The organism is Lysinibacillus sphaericus (assembly GCF_000600105.1).
GTDB lineage: Bacteria > Bacillota > Bacilli > Bacillales_A > Planococcaceae > Lysinibacillus > Lysinibacillus sphaericus.
Window position 1 is genome coordinate 3,292,208 of sequence record NZ_CP006837.1, and the last position, 19,293, is coordinate 3,311,500.

The window sequence follows — 19,293 nt, forward strand, 5'->3', positions numbered from 1 at the left end:
AATGAATAATTTGTATCATATTTAAGCAAAAACTCGTAATATTTTAAGCAAGGTTTTTCTTTTCATCTAATATTTTACAAGCAAGAATACCATTTTTTATGGAAATAATAGTATTAATTGACGATTTTGTGGTTATATTCAACCCACTTTTCCATTTCTCGCTCAACGGCTCGATTTTGCCATTCAAACCAAATGCCGCTACATTCACTGCAATGACTTTCTACTCCGCTTTTATTGTGTCGATCTTTACATGTAAAGACCGTCTTTTTACGACAGCTATAGCAGTAAAATTCTTTATCTTGATTAAATATCACAACAATCAACTCCGACTTTTTCTTAAAGTACTTTCCAATTACTATGTGAATTATTCGGTACGTTGATTTACAACGAACACTAGAATGTCCTCTATTTTGGTTTATCATGTCAACAGCAAAAGCCCTTCTAACCGTTGGAGAATGGTAGAAGGGCTTTTTAATGTAAGTAAAGTATTTTGTAAAGTCGGAATAAGAGCTGCATAACTTTTCTATATTACTTTGCACTAGGTGGAATAATCTCTGCAATTAATAGGAGAAAAAACACCAGTCCAATTAAACAAAATAATACCGAAGCCAAAAATATCGGACCTTTCTTGGTAGTAAATTGCTCGTTTTTGTGAATGATTCCTGTTTGAGCAGTAACTTGAACTTCATTGTATCTAGCCATTGGTCCACCACTACTCAAAAAGTAAAAAATTCCACCTGCAATGGCAAAACCAACAAAAAACATAATTTCGATAAATCGAACAGAGAAAAACGATGCAATCAAGTAAGTAATGATTCCTTCTACAATCAAAGTGACTAGCATAATGAGTACATCTTTCTTTCGCAAATGCCTAACTCCCCTTCTTTATCTTTTTTCTTCATATACGATTAAAACTCTGAAAAGTTCCAATTTTAAACAAATAATGTAGCTTTGTACTAAAAAAAGCACTTCAACCATAAAAAATGGCTTTGAAGTGCTTTACCTAAAGTGGCAGATACTTTATTTACTAGCTTTATAAGCACTTAGAAATTCTTTTACCTTTGTGCTATCTGCTGTTAATTTTAGGCCTGTGTCAACAAGTGGGGAAACTGTTGAAACGGCTGGTTTTTTATTACCTTGATAGAAACTAATAAATTCATCTTGGTTGATCGAGTAAAGGATGGCTTTACGCAAGTCTGCAGATTTCGAAACTTCACGGCCTTTTGGATTGATTAATAAATATGATACAGCATTACTATCCGCTGTTTTTAACGCTAAGTTTGCATCACCTTTTACAACATCAATTTTCGTTTCAGGCACAGATTGTAATACGTCAATTTCACCATTACGAAGAGCAGAAAGTGCTGAATCATTATCTTCAATGAATCGAACGTTAATATGATTAATTTTCGGCTCGTTTTCAGTCCCTACTTGGTAAGCTGGGTTTTTGACAAACGTTGCTTCATAATCATTTTTTTGAACTAAAATGTAAGGTCCAGATGCCGCTAAATGATTGGCATATGTTGCCCCTTCTGTTACAGTAGCTTGGTCACCGTATGCCACATTTACATTTGGGTCATAACTTGCTACGTCAAATGTATTGACTGCTTTAACTGCCGCTTCAGACACAATTCCGCCCGATTGGTGAGCTAAATAGTTTAGCACTTGTGGGAAAGGATTCGGTGTTGTAATTTTCACAACTTGATATTTACCTGCTGCATTATCTACACTCGCTTCGTCCGTTACAACTTGTGCAATCGCTGCAGGAAGTTTAGCCGATAATTCATCTAAAACTGATTGACCGTCAGACGTTTTCACCGCTTCAAGTGCAGTTATATCTGAAACAATTTCTACAGAGTCAATATTCTCATGAATAGAGTATGTGCGGTGATCTGGTACTGAATTTTGATCTTTTGCGCGCTGTAAAGAGAATACAACGTCTTCAGCCGATACTAAATCGCCGGTATCTACCGCTTTGCCATTTTCCACCTTAGCAAAATTGATATCATCACGTAAGACGAAATAGTATTCTTTGTTATTTTCGGAAATAGCGTGATGATAAGATAGTGAACCATTAGAAACGACCTCATCCGTATCAGATAAATTCACTAATCGTACATACATATTAGTATTTAATGTATTAATGGAACCGTCATTTCCTTTTACCGGGTCAAGAGAAGTTAAGGAAGCAATCCCTTGATGTAAAACTAATGTATCTGTTGCATTTTTAGCGGTATCATTAAATGAAATTGTTTCCCATGCTTGTGCACGTGATTTTGGTAAACGGACAGTGTCTGGGTTTACTTCTTTTGCATAAATCCCTTGGAACTTTTGAGAAATATATAATGGCGCAATATACGCATTATCAAATACTAAAGCTTGCTCTAGCTCTTTATACTTCTCTTTTGCAGCATCCCCCGTTAACGTACTTGCTTCATCTATTAATTTATCGACAGTGGCATCGGCAGTCACACTGTAATCTCCACCTGTTTTAAATAATCCTCTTACTGCATAGTCTGGATTGCCGGTTACAGTTGTCCAGCTAGATACCGCTACATCATAGTTGCCAGCATCTTTTTGTGCCGAGTAAGAACCGAAGTCTGGTTGAATATTTAACTTTACTTCAAAACCATTTTTCACTAATTGGTCTCGTACAATATTCATATCTTGTTCTTGTGAAGCCATCCCAAGCACTTCAAGAACTGGTTTAGTACTAGCTGTTTCTGATTGATCATCTTTATTTTCTACATTTGATTTTGTTTCTACACAACCAGCTAACGCAACCGCTGCAACAGTTGCTGATGTAGCCAATGTAAATAATTTTTTGTTCATCTGTCTTTTCCTCCAATATAATAAGTTAATTTGTTTTAGGATCAAGGGCATCACGTAATCCATCGCCGAAAAAATTAAACGATAAGACGAGTAACATAATGCATAACCCTGGGAAAATAGCCACATAAGCATTGGTTTCTAAATACGTACTACCTACTTTTAAAATATTGCCCCATTCTGGTATATGCGGCTCTATACCGAGGCCAAGGAAGCTTAAACTACTAGTCGATATGACCGCTCCGCCAATTGTTAAAGTCGCTTTTACTATCATCGGAGCAAGAGCGTTCGGTACGATATGTTTAAAAATAATGGCGGCATCTGATACGCCTAGCGCCTTTGCTGATTCAACAAATTCAAAATTGGCAATTTGCATGACATTGGCGCGCATCGTTCGTGCATAGGTTGGAATAGCCCCTACACTCAACGCAATAATTAAGTTCACTGTATTTGCGCCAAATGCTGCAATAATTGCAATAGCTAGTAAAATGCCTGGGATAGCATATAAAATATCTAGCAAACGCATGATAATGTTATCTGTATTTTTTCCGTAATAGCCTGAAAACGCACCGAGTGCTCCTCCTATTACAGCTGGTATAATTGTAGAAAAGAAACCAACAATTAATGAAATTTGAGCACCAAATACGATTCTAGAAAATAAATCCCGACCAAAATTATCAGTTCCGAGCGGATAGTCTAAAGATGGCGTTTGTAGCAAGGCACTATAATTATTTTGCACGGCAAAATCGTAATCAAATGTCCATGAACTCACGACCGACAGCGAGAACATAAAAATAATGAAGAACATGCCGAATACAGCCATCGTATTGCGCAAGATTTTATTCCATATTTTTTGCCATTTTTCTACTGCCGATGGATCCGTATTACGTGCTTTTTTAATTAACGTCAAGCCAAGCAGTAATGAAAATAAATTGCCAGTTAGTGTAGGTAAAAGTAACACCACACCAAGGGGTATCATCCATTTTGGCGCATTACTAGCCGTAACGTAACGCGCTACAAGTATAGCCATCACGGCATAAAAGACAGCGAGTGCTAAAAACCCACCCATTGCAAATAAAAATGTATCGACTACATACGGCTTAAATAAATTGAGTGCCGAAATACCGATAATAAAAATTTGTGTAATGAAGGCATAGATAGCAAAAGTATATTCTGCCGTTTTATTTTTTGTTGCGAGCATAAATCCGAAACCTGCTGCAAATACATTACCCACTAGTACTGTTAACATTAATGGGTAACCAAGCAATCTTGTTCGCTTTTGAATTTCTCGTTGTTTAGCTAAATCTTTTTTTATTTGCCACGTTGCGACCCATACATATAAAGTCGTAGCAACGTAAATGATAAATAGCCCAAGGATATAGGGACGCCATACACCGTCAGCAAAATTAAAACTATTTAGTAAAAACAACACTGAAAAAATAGCAGAAAAGACAATGGTAAACTGTGCATTGACATATTCTTGCGTTATTTTAATTAGCAGCTTAACATTCGAGATGAATTTCACACTATCCCCTCTCCTCCTAAGATTTCTTCATTTTTGAACGAATACGTGGATCAAAGAATGCATATAACACGTCGATCACCATGTTGACAATCGAAATCGTAATCGCAATATAGACAACCCCTCCAAGGAGTGCCGGTATATCCGGAATAAATTGTTTATCAACGATATAGCTACCAATACCACTGATGTTAAAGACTTTCTCTGTAACAGAAGCACCGCCAAGCATACCACCAAATAACAGACCGATTACTGTAACAATAGGAATCATTGCATTGCGAATCGCATGCTTGGTAATAACCTTGCGCTCACTCAATCCTTTCGCTTTGGCAGTAATAATATAATCCTCATGAATCACTTCAAGCATGCTTGACCTTGTCATGCGAGCAATCGACGCTGTAATAGAAGTACCTAATACAACAACTGGCATAACAATGGATAACCAATTATTCGGATTATACGTAGCTGGGAACCATTGTAATTTTAATGAAAACGTTAAAATAAAAATCAAACCTTGCCAGAAGCTCGGTATGGATAAACCAATAAGTGCGATAAACATAAACGCATAATCTGCAAAAGAATTTGGCCTTACCGCTGAGATAATCCCAACAGGAATGGCAATCGCCACCGCCATTAGTAATGACAATAGGGCAATTTCCAATGTCACAGGAAATTTATTCATAATACTTTGCGTAATATTTTCCTTGCCTTCAAACGAATTACCTAAATCAAACGTAAACAGTCCAGATAAAGAATGCCAAAGCTGCACTAAATAAGGTTGATCGAGTCCATAAATTTTATTAAAATTTGCGACTTGTTCAGGTGTTGCCTCAATACCTAGCAAATTGCGAGCAGGGTCAAATGGTGATAAATATAAAATCGTAAATACTAATGTGGCAACACCAACGATGACAAAGGCACTTTGAACTAAACGTTCAACGATAAACCGACTAAATGCGTTACTACATAAGATAAGGAAAATATACATAAAAACGCCTGGAATAAATGACAAAACTAAAAACAGTGGATTTTCAAGCAGTTCACTAAAATAGCTTTTATAAGAAGGCTTTGCTAAACCATCGTTTGCTAATATTTTTTCAACTTCTCTATGTAGCTTTTGTTCTGTTAATTGATTAACAACCAAATCCAGTTGACGTTCATTCAGTGATTTATTAAAAAATGCAGCCTTTGTTTGTTCCTGTAGCTTATATTCGGCTGCCCAAGCATGTACTTTTCCCTCTGAAATAAATTGTTGTTTTATTTGTGCAAACAACGGCACATATAAATTTTTATCCTTTTTTAACAAATATAAAAAATATGTAACAACATGAACTGGGAATCCTAGTAAAAATAGTGCAATTGAATAACTATGTTTCCTCGTTATCTCGCTAAAAACCCGCTTGAAATAATAACTTCCCTCAAACTTTATAATATTCTGAAAATTAATCATGTATTTCCTCCTTTCTTCGTTTACTATAGTAGTAAGGTATGAAAATCAAACGAAATAATTTACATCACAGGTTATATTGTACAATCCCTACCTGTATAGTACAGTATGTATGAACGACTACATTTCGTCAATAAGAATATTTAAAATTTATAAAAGGATGAGCATTCGATGAGTGAAAAAATTCTTGAAATACAAGATTTACGCGTTTCTTTTATTACTGGTGAAAGTGAATTTGAAGCAGTAAAAGGGGTAAACTTTTATGTCAATAAAGGAGAAACAGTCGGCATTGTAGGCGAATCTGGTAGCGGTAAAAGCGTAACGGCTCGATCCATCATGCGCCTTCTCCCTTCCCCCCCTTCTTTTTTAAAGTCTGGAACAATTCTTTTCCAAGGGGACAATCTAGTGACACAAACGGAAAAACAAATGGAAGCGATTCGGGGAAAAGATATTAGTATGATTTTCCAAGACCCCATGACTTCCACTAACCCAACCATTCGTGTTGGTGAACAAATCGCTGAAGGTTTAATGAAGCATCAAAAAATGACTAAAAAGCAAGCCTACAAAAAAACGATTGAATTATTAAAATCTGTTGGTATAAAAAATAGTGAGGAGCGTTATCATCAGTACCCGCATGAATTTAGTGGTGGTATGCGTCAACGTGTCATGATTACCATGGCTCTTGCCTGTAACCCTGCCCTGTTAATTGCTGACGAACCAACAACAGCACTAGATGTCACAATCCAAGCACAAATTTTAAGCATAATGAAGCAAATGCAAGAACGTCTAGGGACATCTATTATCTTAATTACGCATGATTTAGGTGTAGTTGCAGGTATGTGTGATCGTGTCATTGTCATGAAAGAGGGAGAAATTGTTGAGGAAGGCACTACGGAAGAAATATTTGCGAACCCACAGCACCCCTATACAAAGCGTCTGTTAAACGCATTGCCAAAGCTTCATGAAAAAAAAGAACCGAAACAGCCACCCCATCTAGCACAAGATATAGATTTAACTGTACCGCTTGTTGAAGTTCGCAATTTATCAAAACATTTCGATTTAAAGAAAGGTGAGCTTTTAAAGGCAGTCGATGATTTATCATTCCGTATTTTCCCTGGTGAGACATTGGGGCTCGTTGGTGAATCTGGTTCAGGCAAATCCACAACAGGGCGTACGATTTTACAGCTCCATGAACCAACAGATGGTGAAGTGTTGTATAAAGGGGTGCCTGTTACACGCTTATCTAAAAATGAGTTAAAAAGTATGCGACGTCATATGCAAATTATTTTCCAAGATCCCTATTCATCACTAAACCCTCGTAAAAAGGTGCTTGATATTATCGGGGAAGCGCTTGATGTACATAAATTAACGACATCAACAGAACAACGTCGTGCCCGAGTTGAAGAATTACTCGAACTAGTAGGCTTAAAAAAGGAACATGCTTTACGCTACCCTCATGAATTTAGTGGCGGGCAACGCCAACGTATTGGCATTGCGCGCGCTTTAGCTGTCGAGCCAAATTTTATAGTATGTGATGAACCACTGTCTGCTCTAGATGTTTCCATTCAAAAGCAAGTTGTGGATTTACTGAAAGATTTACAACAACGTTTAGGTTTAACCTATTTATTTATCGCCCATGATTTGTCGATGGTCAAACATATTAGCGATCGCGTTGCCGTTATGTATGGAGGAAAAATTGTAGAATTAGCAGAGAGCGAAGAGCTGTATGCCAACCCACAACATCCTTATACCAAAATGTTATTGCAGTCAATTCCGATTCCAGATCCAGCCATTGAAAAACAAAAGAAACGCCAAGTCATGACCGAAGAAGAGTTGATGGTAAACCGTTTTAACTTAGACAATACACAACTTGTAGAAGTTTCTAAAGATCACTGGGTTGCGATGTAACCAATAACGAATTGCACAAATGGTTTTTGTGGCGATTGTGGAGGTTTTTGTGGCGATTCTTGTGCATTAGTGGCGATTTCCTTTGTTCTGCTGGCGATTCTAACTATTTTAATGGCGATTTCATTATTTTTCTTACCCCAATGGATAAACACCCCTCCACTTCTTAGTAGTTTACATACTATATATTGAAGAAAGGAGGGATTTTCCATGGGATACTTCGGCGGAAATGTAGGGGGCAGTTGGAACAACAATTATTGTGGTAACTATGAATACGGTAATAACAATGGCTATGGTTCAACATTCGCTCTAATCGTTGTATTATTTATTCTTTTAATTATTGTTGGCGCTACTTTCATAAATAGCAAAGAAGACTGCTAATTCTAACATACAGTTTGATTGCACCTCTCTTTAAAAAGGGTTATGCCCAGCCTAGTGACCCTTTTCATTGTTTTTCAAAATAGACGAGCTGGTTGAAATACGGTCTTTACATTTTTCACTAGCTCCCGCTTTCATATGAAAGAAACAGTCACCCTGCAAATTTGCATGGATGACTGTTTTCGTTATTATGATAGCTTTAATACTGTTACCCTTCATTTGGGCTCTCCTTTGGTGATTAGCCCTCAAACGCTCTTAAAAAGAAATTTTAGGTTTAACCATGTTATATGAATGATTGGATATAAAAAATCGCATGCTTCACCCGTTTCAATCTATTAGGAGCATACGATAGTACGCTATGATCTTTTATGAAATCCTGACGCTACGTATCTTTTCAGCTCTTTTAAAACAAAGGTTTCACGCTGTAGCCATCGGTTGTTCTCTAATGTATTCCCCAAGTTTTCATTTTGTTTAATTGCTTCATCAATTAATACCCATTTCGGAGTAAATTGCAGTTCGGATTCGTATGCTTCTAGTTGCTGTGCTATCATCCTTGTATCATTTAATTCACAAAGATAATAATGGGATGTCATTTGGAATAATGTGTTGTCGTCATCATCATCCACTTTCTTTTCATAAATCAAGCCCAGCTTGTTATAAACATAGCAATTCACATAACCTGTTTCTTCCCTTACTTCCCGTACTAACCCTTGTAAATGAGTTTCATTGTCCTCTAGTCCCCCTCCTGGAAATTTGTAATCTCCCTTATTTGAATGAACTAGCAAAACTTTATTTTGATTTAAAATGATGGCTCTAACAGCTTCCCTAAAAATTGTATTTGTACAATGTGTACTATTTGGTTCCTCAAATACTTTGCTGAAAATCACATAACCACTCCCCTTAATACTAAATTGTAATAAATAAAAGCTTTCTAAACAGCATAAACGCTCTAGAAAGCTCTCCGAAGTTTTTTTATATTTATACTTTAAGCGCGCCACGGAAGCCTCTTGCAGCATAGTAGGAATCCGCTCCATTATGGTACATAAAGACCGTATCGTAGCGACGATCACAGAAAATGGCCCCGCCCAGTTTTCGAATATTTGCAGGTGTTTGTACCCAGCTCGACGTTTTTAAATCGAAAGTACCTAGTTCCTGCAATGCTCGGTATTGTTCTTCTGTTAAAAGTTCAATGCCCATAGCCGTTGCCATATCTATCGCAGTATTTTCTGGTTGATGCTTCTTCCTTGACTCCAATGCTTCACGATCGTAACAAACACTTCTGCGACCTTTCGGGCTCTCCGTTGCACAATCATAAAAAATAAACTCCCCCGTATTTTCGTCATACCCTACGACATCAGGCTCACCGCCAGTGTTTTCCATTTCATTGAGTGACCATAGTTTTTCAGCTTTCGTCTCGAGCTTTGCTTGTACTGAAGTCCAATCAAGTCCTTGATGGCGATTCATATTTTTCTCAAATCGCTCTTGCAAAGTTTGAAGTAATTCCTCACATTGTTCGAGTGATAACGCTTTATTTTTCTTTGACATAGTTGTTTCCTCCTTATTATTTCTAACTTTGCTTCATAACCTATTATTTATTCATTATCTAATAAATCTCGTCCTTCAGTAAACCTTCTGAACTTAAAATATACTTTGTCTGCTGTTCAATACTTGAAAATGATTCGGTAGCAAAAAAAACACCATTAATATGTTCATCTTTTAATCTGGTTTGTAAATTAATATGTTCACTCGTAAATGGGTAATAAATTATTGCGTAAAAGCTAGCATTTGGACAAATTTTTTTAAATTTTCTCGCCTTATTGATGATTTCATCTGCCCTTTTATGGATATCTTGTTTTGCCTCAATTCTTCTGACATCGATACCAACCTTATAGGGCGCATTGGATGGATGTACTGCATCTAATTGAAAGTTTTCCCCATCCCATTCAAACTTAACTTTTTTAAAATCATCTGTTACGGCATTCTTTTTTAAAATAGTAAGAATCGCTTTTTCCCAACTACCTTTAAATTTTCTTATTTCTTTATCTACATAAAACCATCTATCCAATTCACATATTGCAGGAATTGCAAGTTCATTGGGCAACATCGGTTTAATATAACCTGCTAAAATTGCCGCTTTTTCTTTCGGTAACTTATCACTATATGTATCAATAGATATATCTAAATCTCGCTTAATCGCCCTTCCTGCAACATTTACCGTCGCTAAAATGGATTTTACCACGATAGGGTAAGCGCTAAATGCATTCGCTAATTCACCAGCAGTCATATTACCAAAATTAATAAATGGTACTTCTTTTATAAAAATAAAAGGTTCGAATGCATGTAATAAAGCATTTTCGACGATATTTTGTCTATCTGACACACCATGAACTTGTGCTACTTGTTCTCTATGGCTACTATACTCCGTCAATTTTTCCCCTTCTTTCTTATAAGAACAGCATCCTCATAGTAAATTTTATTTTTCACATATTTCGAAGATTTCGTATTAACATTGGCTAAATGATGTTTCACAACATCTCGTTTAATAATTTGTGCTTCTAAATTAAGGGATTGAGCCATCTCCACATACATTTCTCCCAGTTTAGCTTCTACATCTTTATAATAAGAAGATTGCACCACAAGACAAGCTTGTCCATTTGGTTTTAGTACTCGTTTGATTTCACGTAACGACTCAAATGCATCTCTAAAATACTGTAAAAATATAGGTAGGTAATAACTTTGGGAGGCTTTTGCATGATGTTCTTTCACTTGTTTTAAAAAAGAACAAATACAACTACCCCACTTTTCGTTTATGACTATATTTTTATCAGCAATAACAGGAGCTCCCATAGTTGCTCTTCTCACTCTATCAAAATCCGTATCTTGTTTATAACCTAAAAACAATAATTCTGGCTTTGTAGAAACAGCGTAATCAATGCGTGTTAAATACGGAGGAGAAGTAATGATATTATCTGCGGTACAATCAGAAAAAATCATTTGTTTACTATCCCCTTCATACAAAGAGGGATAGGAATAGCCATAATTTAAAATATTCGTATAGTATGTTTCTAAGTCTTTTATCATGGCCTTTACATAATGATAAAATAAATGATATGTATCTACTTCGTCGGTTCTCGCTTTACGTATTTCATTCACTAGCCATGTTGGATTTTTACCTACCTTGAATTTCCCTACGTACCTTAAACATCTAAATAGAACGGCAAAGTAAAAAGCTCGTATTGTATCTGATAATGGTGCATCTGAAATATCGCTGTGATGCTTACAAACGTCGTCGATAGCTAGTTGAATTTTATTTAACACATTCAGATGTTTATCACTTACAAATTCTAATGTGTCTTCATTATTTAAAAATTCATCTTCTGCAAGTTTGACATGACTAGCCGTTTCCTTAATAGCATTTCCGATACTATCCAAATTAAATTCAATTAAATTTCTAGTTTTAGCTTTTGAAAAAATGACCATCACTGGGTTGATATCTATACCAAAAGATTTGATTCCTCTCTTTTGACACACTAAAGCCGTTGTCCCACTGCCCATCCAAGGATCGAGTACAATCGAGCTCTCATTAGCTCCTAAATAATCTAGCATATCCTCCACAAAGTATTCAGAATAACTCGCATAATAGGGATGCCAATTGTGAATACCATTCCGTTCATTTTTTCCTCTTTTAGCTGACCTTATATTTTCTGCTAACATTTACTGACACCATCCATTCAAACGCCATGTATTATTAATCAACTAACTAACCTCTAACCATTAGTAAGAAAATCACATGTAATTCATGTATTTGCTAATTCTTATAGAAGGCAAATGCTGCTAACTAAAAGCTATTTTGTGCTGTAAAAACCACTAACTTACTAAACACAGTACACAAATTTTATAAACAAAATCCATCCTAGTCAATTTTCAAATAAATACAATATAGAATTTTATAATTTTTCGTAAAAGAATTGCAAATGCTATTCTTTTTAATTGCAGCATTTTGCTATCATTTTATAAAAAAAGGATAAAGAGGGGTCTATACGAAAAAATCAAAAATCAGAAAATTTATATTAACCGTTATTTTATCTTTACTTATAATCGTTGTTGCTAGTTTTTTATTGCAATAAAAAGTCGAACCTATTCTGCAACAGATGTATTAACGGACGCTAATTTCAATGCAGCCAATCCAACTGTCACTGTTCATAGAGTCAATATAGGCTACAAAGTTATATTTACAGACATAAAACTCCCCGAAGAAACACAAAAAGAACTTATAGAATCTTTTAAAAACGCCAAATTTGAAAAAGCATCCGTATCCTTGCTTGATTATGATTACCGAATCAACTTCACATTAAATACAGGTTATGCGATATTCCTTGATTCACATAATAAATCACTGACTGTCATAAGTACCAAAGAGGACTATACAATCTCAAACGATAGCAATTTTTTTACTATTTTAAAAAAGACGACGCAATCAAAGGCACTTACAATTTAGTAAGTGCCTTTTTCATTTCATACAAAACGAAAACAACCAGTCGCCGCTATAATAGCGACAACTGGTTGAATCATTTGCAATGAAAGCTTTTTATACTAAACCTTTAGACGTTGAAAAGTTTTGTAAACAATCAGAACTTACACTGTATGAAACGACTTTTTCCTTGTATTTCTTCACGATATCAACGTGATTATCGTAATTAAAAACAAAGAAGTGTATATCCTTTTTGCCTTTTTTAAAATTGATAACAAATGGCGTGATATTTGATTCAGGTTCTAAAAATAACTTTTCATTACCTGGGAAAATATAATGCTTTTTTAAAAACGAAGCTTCATTAAAATAGTTAGTAAATCTACTTTTTTCTTCTTCTTCTAAATTCTTTCCGTTATAGGTTACGGTAACATCTTTTGCATCCAGTTTTTTGTGCAGTTCAAATTTACTGACAGTCCACCCTACAACGATGCTTGGAGGACTCATTACCAATTTAACAATAGATCCAATCACTATTGTCATAACTAAACCCCATGTCATATCTTATCAGCTCTTTCATAATTTATTAATGTAGTAGCAAGTAATTAAATTGTATCACCTTCATTGCTCCGTGTTTCATTAGAGGGGTGTTTTCAACCACCACTCATTCAAAAGGGATTTACATTTATTGTAACCATCTAATTGGATGTTATTTTGCCCATACATTTATTTTAGAGCTAAAATATAATCTTGATTTAGATAGCGCCTATTGAAAATTGGAATTCAGTAAATGCCCCATTCAAAACCATACCATATAAGATTTGAATATCAAATGAAAGTATTGTGACATAATAATAAATAGGGTAATTTTTAGAACATTTTTTTCAAAGAACAAAACTTTAAAATTTGTTAATCATCCCGAATATCATTCCAGATATATAAGGAAACAACCAGATGAACCATACCACCATGCTTAACTTATGGAACTTTTGCTTCATTTTAGAGTCATTTTTCACCAACACAATAGAAGCCCAAATGGCATGAAATAACATTAACACAATAGCTAATAAACCTGTTACGCCATGAAAGCTAAATAAAGATCCTTCTGTAGCCATTTTTTCCATCATGGTCGTTCCAAGCGTATCGCATATGAAGCCTATCCAAAAAATAATCACATGCCACAATTTTAATGTTTTTTGAAATTTTTCTGACCATACTCCTACTGTATAAAAAATTAGTGCTGCTGTAATAAATATTGTAGCCATTATTAACATTTCAATCACCCGATTCATAGCACAAATTTAAATGTACCTTTTAAGAATGCATACACTTATTGCCCAGATATATTTTACAAAGGCAAGATGAACAACAGATGAACTGGTTAAGATATATTTCATCAGTTTTTTAAGGACAGCGCTGTACATTGGTTAATTATTACTAATATTGTATTATCTATAGTGGGGGTGAATATTAATGGATGAAATAGACATTTTAAATAAAGAAGCAATCAAAACAGATTTAGCGTTAATTAAATCTTGTTTGCGGTTAATCAATCAAACAGTCACGTTAAGCAAACGAAGAGGAGAAACGTTTAACGCTTCAGAAAATGAAGAAATACATATGTTAATTTCAAAAATTGATAGGGACTTGCACAAAATTAAAGTAAACATCGAGTATGAAACAAACCATACGATGTAACGTTAACCTTTTTATTTGCACGAATTGCCATTATCTATAGCGTAATATTATATAAACAAAAAGGAAGCGATTAGAGCTTCCTTTTTAAATATCCAACTATCGTTGTAAGCATAACGATAAAAGTATTAAATTCGTTGGATTAATCAAATGTGACAACATTTTGCACGACCGATACCTTATAAACTTCTTTCGTGCTAATTAATATCGTTTTAAAATGTTCAGTTTCAGTAAATGAATACCAAGGCTTTTCATTGAATCCATTAGACAGTTCTTCTACAAAGGTTTCTTGTCCAATATTATTTTTAATTTTATATTCTTCTTCACGGCTTTCGTTAAAGTAAAACTTCACGGAATATTCATAATCCATTAGCCTGCACCCCCCATCTACCTATATCATGGGACAAATGGGCATGAAGTAATCAATGAAACGTTGAAGAATAATAAAAAGACATTTCATGGTTGAAGTAAGCAATTTAATTACGTATCAAGGCGATATTAAAAATAAGTCCAATACAAAACTCATAAACCTTACAACTATTGTGGATGTTAGGCTTACAATAATGTCCTAGAGGGAAATTTCCACGCATAACGACAGCTAAATAGCTGTTACTCTAATCAGTTATTATATATTTATTCTTTAATCAAACTTAAATCAAATTCATAGCTATCATCACTAATTGTACTACTTTTGTGCAGTTCTAACTGTTGTTTAAACAGCTCAGGTTCAATTTGAGTAAAGTTCTGCAAAGCACTGTTTTTAACTTCCCATTCCAAATAATCTCGCGCATAACCGCCCATTTTATTCATTGCTGAGTAATCTATATAAATTTCATAATCCTCATTATCCATTGAAAATTTTGCAATAAAAATTTTATGTAACTGTAAACTTTCTGGATTAAATAACGCCTCATCTAAATGTTCTTTTATTTCATTTACAATACGTATATCATTTTTATAACCTTTCTCTTTTGCAATTAATTCTTCTATATCTTCATCATAATTATTGCTCGTTAAATCCCCTAATTCTTCATAAATTTCAACTGCTTTTGTATACTCTTTATTAATCACATAGTTATTTATCTCTTTTACCAAAGATCCTATACTTTTTTCTTTTTGTTCACTGTTTGTTTGATCACCAACTTTTTCATTAGAGCATGCTACTAAAAATAAACTTAAACACAAAATAAAAATCCAACTTTTCTTCAATACAATTTCTCCTCTATACATTTATAAAATAACTAAAATGTTAATATAATTATATATTTTACTATTTTATCCGAAATTTACATACTTTTATTTTTTACACTCATAATGTATTGATTTTAACATACAGGAAAATTCTAGAATCCTTCATTTATAGATGTTACTATTTTAAAGGTAAGGATTTACCAGATACATAGGTAGTATTTATGAATAATCATTTGGAGGTAACAATGGAACAAAAGCTTATAAATCAATTGAACGAGTGGCATGAAGTAGACGAACATCAGCAAATTGTCGATACCCTTTTAGCAATTCCTGAAGAAGAACGAGACGATGAATTGATTAGCATTTTGGCTAGAGCCTATAACAATTTGGGTCTTTACGAAGAAGCGCTCAATCATTTTAGTAAAATTTCTGAGGCAGGTAAACAAGATGCGCTATGGCATTATCGGGTAGGCTTTGCTTTCTATTATTTAAAGCGCTATGAGGAAGCAGCTCAAGCTTTTAGCATGTCTGACCAATTAGATTCCGGAGATCGCAGCACCGAGTATTTTTTAAGACAGAGTACCCTTAAAGCCAAGAAGCAAAAAAGTGAAGAACTTCGACTTGCCCAGAAGAAAGCTTACTCCGAGCGTGGTGGCTCCGCAGAAAAGAGAATTCCTTTTTCAGAGATGTCTCTAAGTGCATTTTGGGAAGATAGCGAGTATGCAAGAAAATCCTATCAATCAGAGCCACCGTCGGATGAATTAATTGCCTCTATAGAGAAAGAGCTTGGTTATAAACTCCCCGCTTCGTATATTTATTTAATGAAGCAACACAATGGCGGAGTACCGAGAAATACTTGCTTTCCAACAGATATGGCAACTTCCTGGGCGGAAGATCATATTGCCATTACAGGTATTATGGGTATTGGACGTGAGAAAAGCTATTCCCTATGCGGAGATTTGGGCAGTCCGTTTATGATAGAGGAATGGGGATATCCAGACATTGGAGTAGTTATTTGTGATTGTCCTTCATCCGGGCATGATGTCGTGATGTTAGACTATCGAGCATGTGGTCGAGATGGTGAACCTGAAGTGATTCATGTCGATCAAGAAGATGATTATGAGATTACGTTCCTTGCCGATAATTTTGAAGCGTTTATCAAAGGCTTAGTGAATGAAGAACACTATGATACTTCTGAAGAAGACAAAGAAGAAGCCTTGGCTAAAGTAGCGCATGGGAAGTTTACTCCTCTGCTGGAGGAGCTGTGCTCTCGTGTAACAGAGGTGGAACAAGTGGAACAGAAAATCCGTAGCATATGTACACAGATTGTCGAAGAGAAAGGCCATTTTAGTTTTCATGCAGATCAATTATCCTATACCATGTATGATGTGCAATTTTGGTTATATACGAAGTCGTATCCTGAAACTAGTTACGACCAATATATAGAAGCTTATCAAAACATCATCGTATTTGGCAGTGAGTTCGGTCTAGGTGGGTATGCGCCTTCCTTTATTACAGATTGGCTCAATCAACGCCTCAATGAAGGGCTGATTGTACAAGAACATGGAATTATTCGCTTTAGCAATGTGTTAGCAGAGGAAGTCATCCATAAATTAAATGCTTACTAATAATGCAAAGAGGCTGGAACATAACTAAAAAATTAAAAGGGTTCACTAGTTGTTGGTAGCGAAGGCGGTGACTCCTGCGGAAATGCACGTAGCGTAAGACGTAACGAACCGCGCGCTAGCGAGGGTTGCGGCTTACTGTGCTGAGCGGAAAGCACCGCCGAAGCGGACAACAACGGCGCAGCCTCTTCTTATCATTAGTGACGGCACTGCTCTAATCTTTTATACAGTGCAACAGCAAGCTCCGTAAAGCGCTTCTCCTCATCTGTGTTTAATAAATCATGTGAATCCCTCTTGTTCATCCAGTAATCCCCATCTAACAAATCATACATATCAAGAAGTGTAATTTCTGACGTTGCTGGATGTTGAAAAACAGATAGCATCGGTTCCGGACCATCATCCCAGTTATATCCGTTCACAATGGCATGTAATATTTCTGGCGAATTAATGTGTGCTATTTTCTCGCATAGTTTGTTTTGTGACTCTTCATACAACAGCTCCTCAACAATGCTTTGTTCTTCCATTGTCAACGAAAGGCGAACCGCTCCTTTTGTTGCAAGCAGAAGGTCAGCAAGCTTTTTATCTGTACGAGCTGCATTCCAAGCCGTCGCTAAAATACCCAGTGGCGAATCTAGTTCGGCTCCCGCTTCGATCAGCTTCAATATAGCATCCACTTGCTTGAACTTTACAGCTTTTTTAAGTGGCGTTTCACCAAGTTTATCTTGTGCTTCAAGTTCTGCTCCGTGCTCTATTAATATTTCAATCGCTTTTACAGGCATTCGATTAGTTAAAAAAAGCATCAGCGGTGTCCTCCCGCGCTCGTCCCGTTCATTCACATCCAGTTCCATTGCTGCCTGGTGGACAAGTGACAGATTATCTGTCTTGCTAACTTCCTTCCAACGCAAGATTATTCCCCCTTTGACACAGTAACATTATTTAGCTTTGCTGATAAATGGTTGCTGTAATGTTGTCTTTTAGACAGACAAACATATAAAAAATACCTTCAGCATATTCATCAAAATCAGTATAATCAATCTGCCCTATAAAACGCATTCTTTGCTCACAGCAAGGGCAAAGCGGATATGCTGAATCCTGCACCCAGCTTGGATAACCACCGATCTGCGAATTTAATTGTGACATCGTCCAAAGCGCAGCATAATATGGTGATTGTGGCTCATGTGCAAGGGCTAACCTAGGTGTCATTTCAATAGAGCTGTTTACGTCATCAATATCTGGAAGATACGCTGGTTTTTGATTATAACGGCTCCAAACAGGCACACCATCCTTGTCCAATTCCATGTAGATTGTACTAAAGCTTCCACATAAATCACAGGTTATTACCTGCAAGTTCTTGTGCATGTTGAGATAGTGCAAAGATGGATGAGCGGTAGCCACGTCCATTAATTTCGTTAACTTCCTATTACACCACGGACAGGTTGAATGGCTTATCCCAAGAAAATGCGCATACTGCTCTTCATTGAAATCTTCACTTTGTTGGTCTGTTTGCCTAATTGCATAGCAGACATGGTTAATTAGGTCACGCCTCATTCCGTCACGGCTAAGCTCCCATCCGCCTTCAAGAGCGTAGGTTTCTGGCGTTACATACAACTGCTTTGTCCATATTGGCGGCTGTTTTTGCCATTGCCGAAACTGCTCTATGACCATGGCATTACCAATCCAACCGAGCACAAGGAGCAGATGGTTTCGGTTATCCTGATCCCATTTAATACGCTCTAAAAGGAGCTGTTGTATATCTGGTGGTGCATCTTTAAAAACAAGTGGATAATGAAACAAGCTACGCTCCATCAGTTCAGGTAAAGAATTGGCGATATTTTTATTTCGATAGCATACTAGCGACAATAGAATGTCCTCTGCTTCATTGTCATTATTTTTGGCAAGTAATTCCATGGCATATTTCAACATATTGTCCGCTTCTTGTTCTGATAATACTATGTATATCTGCTCCATGCTTAACGGAAAAGGAATGTATTGGATAAGAGGAGCATACGTTCTCGGCGCATGCATTACCTTAAGAATGTCCACATAATTCGTAAGTCCTTCATAGAGATTAACCGTTTTGCGGTGCTTCTCAATGTAAGCTTGTTGCTTTTTTCGTGCATGCTCCTGATGACATGGCATACAAATACCGCCCATTTTGGCTGCTGTAGTCGGCAGTATTGTTGCGCTACAGCCTTCCGTCTTACATGGTAGTCGTTGCGTCATATTGGATTCC

General features: G+C 36.0%; 19 protein-coding genes. 4 read left to right on the forward strand and 15 right to left on the reverse strand.

The genetic code is table 11. From position 1 onward, the window contains the following. Positions 1-528: 528 nt before the first annotated feature. From T479_RS15905 to T479_RS15920, 4 genes are all read right to left on the reverse strand, one after another. Complete coding sequence (locus T479_RS15905) at positions 529-867, reverse strand: hypothetical protein (protein ID WP_025220198.1); 339 nt, start codon at positions 865-867, stop codon at positions 529-531. A 153-nt stretch (positions 868-1,020) separates the two neighbouring features. After that, positions 1,021-2,832: an ABC transporter substrate-binding protein gene (locus T479_RS15910; protein WP_025220199.1), complete on the reverse strand. Its 1,812-nt coding sequence runs from the start codon at positions 2,830-2,832 to the stop codon at positions 1,021-1,023. A gap of 25 nt (positions 2,833-2,857) precedes the next feature. Beyond that, positions 2,858-4,354, reverse strand: coding sequence for an ABC transporter permease (locus tag T479_RS15915; protein ID WP_025220200.1), 1,497 nt, complete (start codon positions 4,352-4,354; stop codon positions 2,858-2,860). A gap of 16 nt (positions 4,355-4,370) precedes the next feature. After that, on the reverse strand, positions 4,371-5,801 hold the full coding sequence (locus tag T479_RS15920; RefSeq protein WP_025220201.1) for an ABC transporter permease: 1,431 nt from the start codon (positions 5,799-5,801) through the stop codon (positions 4,371-4,373). A 168-nt stretch (positions 5,802-5,969) separates the two neighbouring features. On the opposite strand from T479_RS15920, the gene T479_RS15925 reads away from it, so the two are divergent. Next, positions 5,970-7,706, forward strand: a complete 1,737-nt coding sequence (locus tag T479_RS15925; protein ID WP_025220202.1) for an ABC transporter ATP-binding protein — start codon at positions 5,970-5,972, stop codon at positions 7,704-7,706. Here T479_RS15925 and T479_RS23805 read toward each other — a convergent pair. After that, entirely contained in the window at positions 7,688-7,858 is a 171-nt protein-coding gene (locus T479_RS23805) for a hypothetical protein (protein WP_158497901.1), read from the reverse strand. The two genes, T479_RS15925 and T479_RS23805, sit on opposite strands and share 19 nt — an antisense overlap. 55 nt (positions 7,859-7,913) lie before the next feature. Between T479_RS23805 and T479_RS23325 the strand changes: the two genes are divergently transcribed. Continuing rightward, positions 7,914-8,084 carry a YjcZ family sporulation protein gene (locus tag T479_RS23325; protein ID WP_081327855.1) on the forward strand — a complete coding sequence of 57 codons (171 nt, stop codon included), beginning with the start codon at positions 7,914-7,916 and terminating at the stop codon, positions 8,082-8,084. Between the two features lie 353 nt (positions 8,085-8,437). Here the strand turns inward: T479_RS23325 and T479_RS15935 are convergent, their stop codons facing one another. The 6 genes from T479_RS15935 to T479_RS15960 form a co-directional block, all read right to left on the reverse strand. Next, positions 8,438-8,968, reverse strand: coding sequence for an NUDIX hydrolase (locus T479_RS15935; RefSeq protein WP_025220204.1), 531 nt, complete (start codon positions 8,966-8,968; stop codon positions 8,438-8,440). Between the two features lie 91 nt (positions 8,969-9,059). Beyond that, positions 9,060-9,626 (reverse strand): DUF4256 domain-containing protein, encoded by a 567-nt coding sequence (locus tag T479_RS15940; RefSeq protein ID WP_025220205.1) that lies wholly within the window; start codon positions 9,624-9,626, stop codon positions 9,060-9,062. A 58-nt stretch (positions 9,627-9,684) separates the two neighbouring features. Next, complete coding sequence (locus T479_RS15945) at positions 9,685-10,509, reverse strand: hypothetical protein (protein ID WP_025220206.1); 825 nt, start codon at positions 10,507-10,509, stop codon at positions 9,685-9,687. After that, positions 10,506-11,795: a DNA methyltransferase gene (locus tag T479_RS15950; protein WP_025220207.1), complete on the reverse strand. Its 1,290-nt coding sequence runs from the start codon at positions 11,793-11,795 to the stop codon at positions 10,506-10,508. The genes T479_RS15945 and T479_RS15950 overlap by 4 nt, the downstream gene beginning before the upstream one ends. Before the next feature lie 874 nt (positions 11,796-12,669). Continuing rightward, the gene (locus tag T479_RS15955; RefSeq protein WP_024363234.1) at positions 12,670-13,110 is read right to left on the reverse strand and encodes a YfmQ family protein; all 441 of its coding nucleotides are present in this window, start codon (positions 13,108-13,110) and stop codon (positions 12,670-12,672) included. A 338-nt stretch (positions 13,111-13,448) separates the two neighbouring features. Next, positions 13,449-13,823 carry an HsmA family protein gene (locus T479_RS15960; RefSeq protein WP_024363235.1) on the reverse strand — a complete coding sequence of 125 codons (375 nt, stop codon included), beginning with the start codon at positions 13,821-13,823 and terminating at the stop codon, positions 13,449-13,451. 199 nt (positions 13,824-14,022) lie between these two features. On the opposite strand from T479_RS15960, the gene T479_RS15965 reads away from it, so the two are divergent. Beyond that, positions 14,023-14,247, forward strand: coding sequence for a hypothetical protein (locus T479_RS15965; protein ID WP_024363236.1), 225 nt, complete (start codon positions 14,023-14,025; stop codon positions 14,245-14,247). 139 nt (positions 14,248-14,386) lie between these two features. Here the strand turns inward: T479_RS15965 and T479_RS15970 are convergent, their stop codons facing one another. Continuing rightward, on the reverse strand, positions 14,387-14,614 hold the full coding sequence (locus tag T479_RS15970; RefSeq protein ID WP_024363237.1) for a hypothetical protein: 228 nt from the start codon (positions 14,612-14,614) through the stop codon (positions 14,387-14,389). A gap of 263 nt (positions 14,615-14,877) precedes the next feature. Further along, positions 14,878-15,453 carry an outer membrane protein assembly factor BamD gene (locus T479_RS15975; RefSeq protein WP_025220208.1) on the reverse strand — a complete coding sequence of 192 codons (576 nt, stop codon included), beginning with the start codon at positions 15,451-15,453 and terminating at the stop codon, positions 14,878-14,880. A gap of 227 nt (positions 15,454-15,680) precedes the next feature. On the opposite strand from T479_RS15975, the gene T479_RS15980 reads away from it, so the two are divergent. After that, positions 15,681-17,063: an SMI1/KNR4 family protein gene (locus T479_RS15980; protein WP_025220209.1), complete on the forward strand. Its 1,383-nt coding sequence runs from the start codon at positions 15,681-15,683 to the stop codon at positions 17,061-17,063. A 194-nt stretch (positions 17,064-17,257) separates the two neighbouring features. Here T479_RS15980 and T479_RS15985 read toward each other — a convergent pair whose 3' ends face one another. Continuing rightward, a complete protein-coding gene (locus tag T479_RS15985) occupies positions 17,258-17,965 on the reverse strand; it encodes a DUF4274 domain-containing protein (protein WP_025220210.1) in 708 nt (235 codons plus the stop codon). 31 nt (positions 17,966-17,996) lie between these two features. Then, a complete protein-coding gene (locus T479_RS15990; protein ID WP_025220211.1) occupies positions 17,997-19,283 on the reverse strand; it encodes a hypothetical protein in 1,287 nt (428 codons plus the stop codon). Positions 19,284-19,293 lie beyond the last annotated feature (10 nt).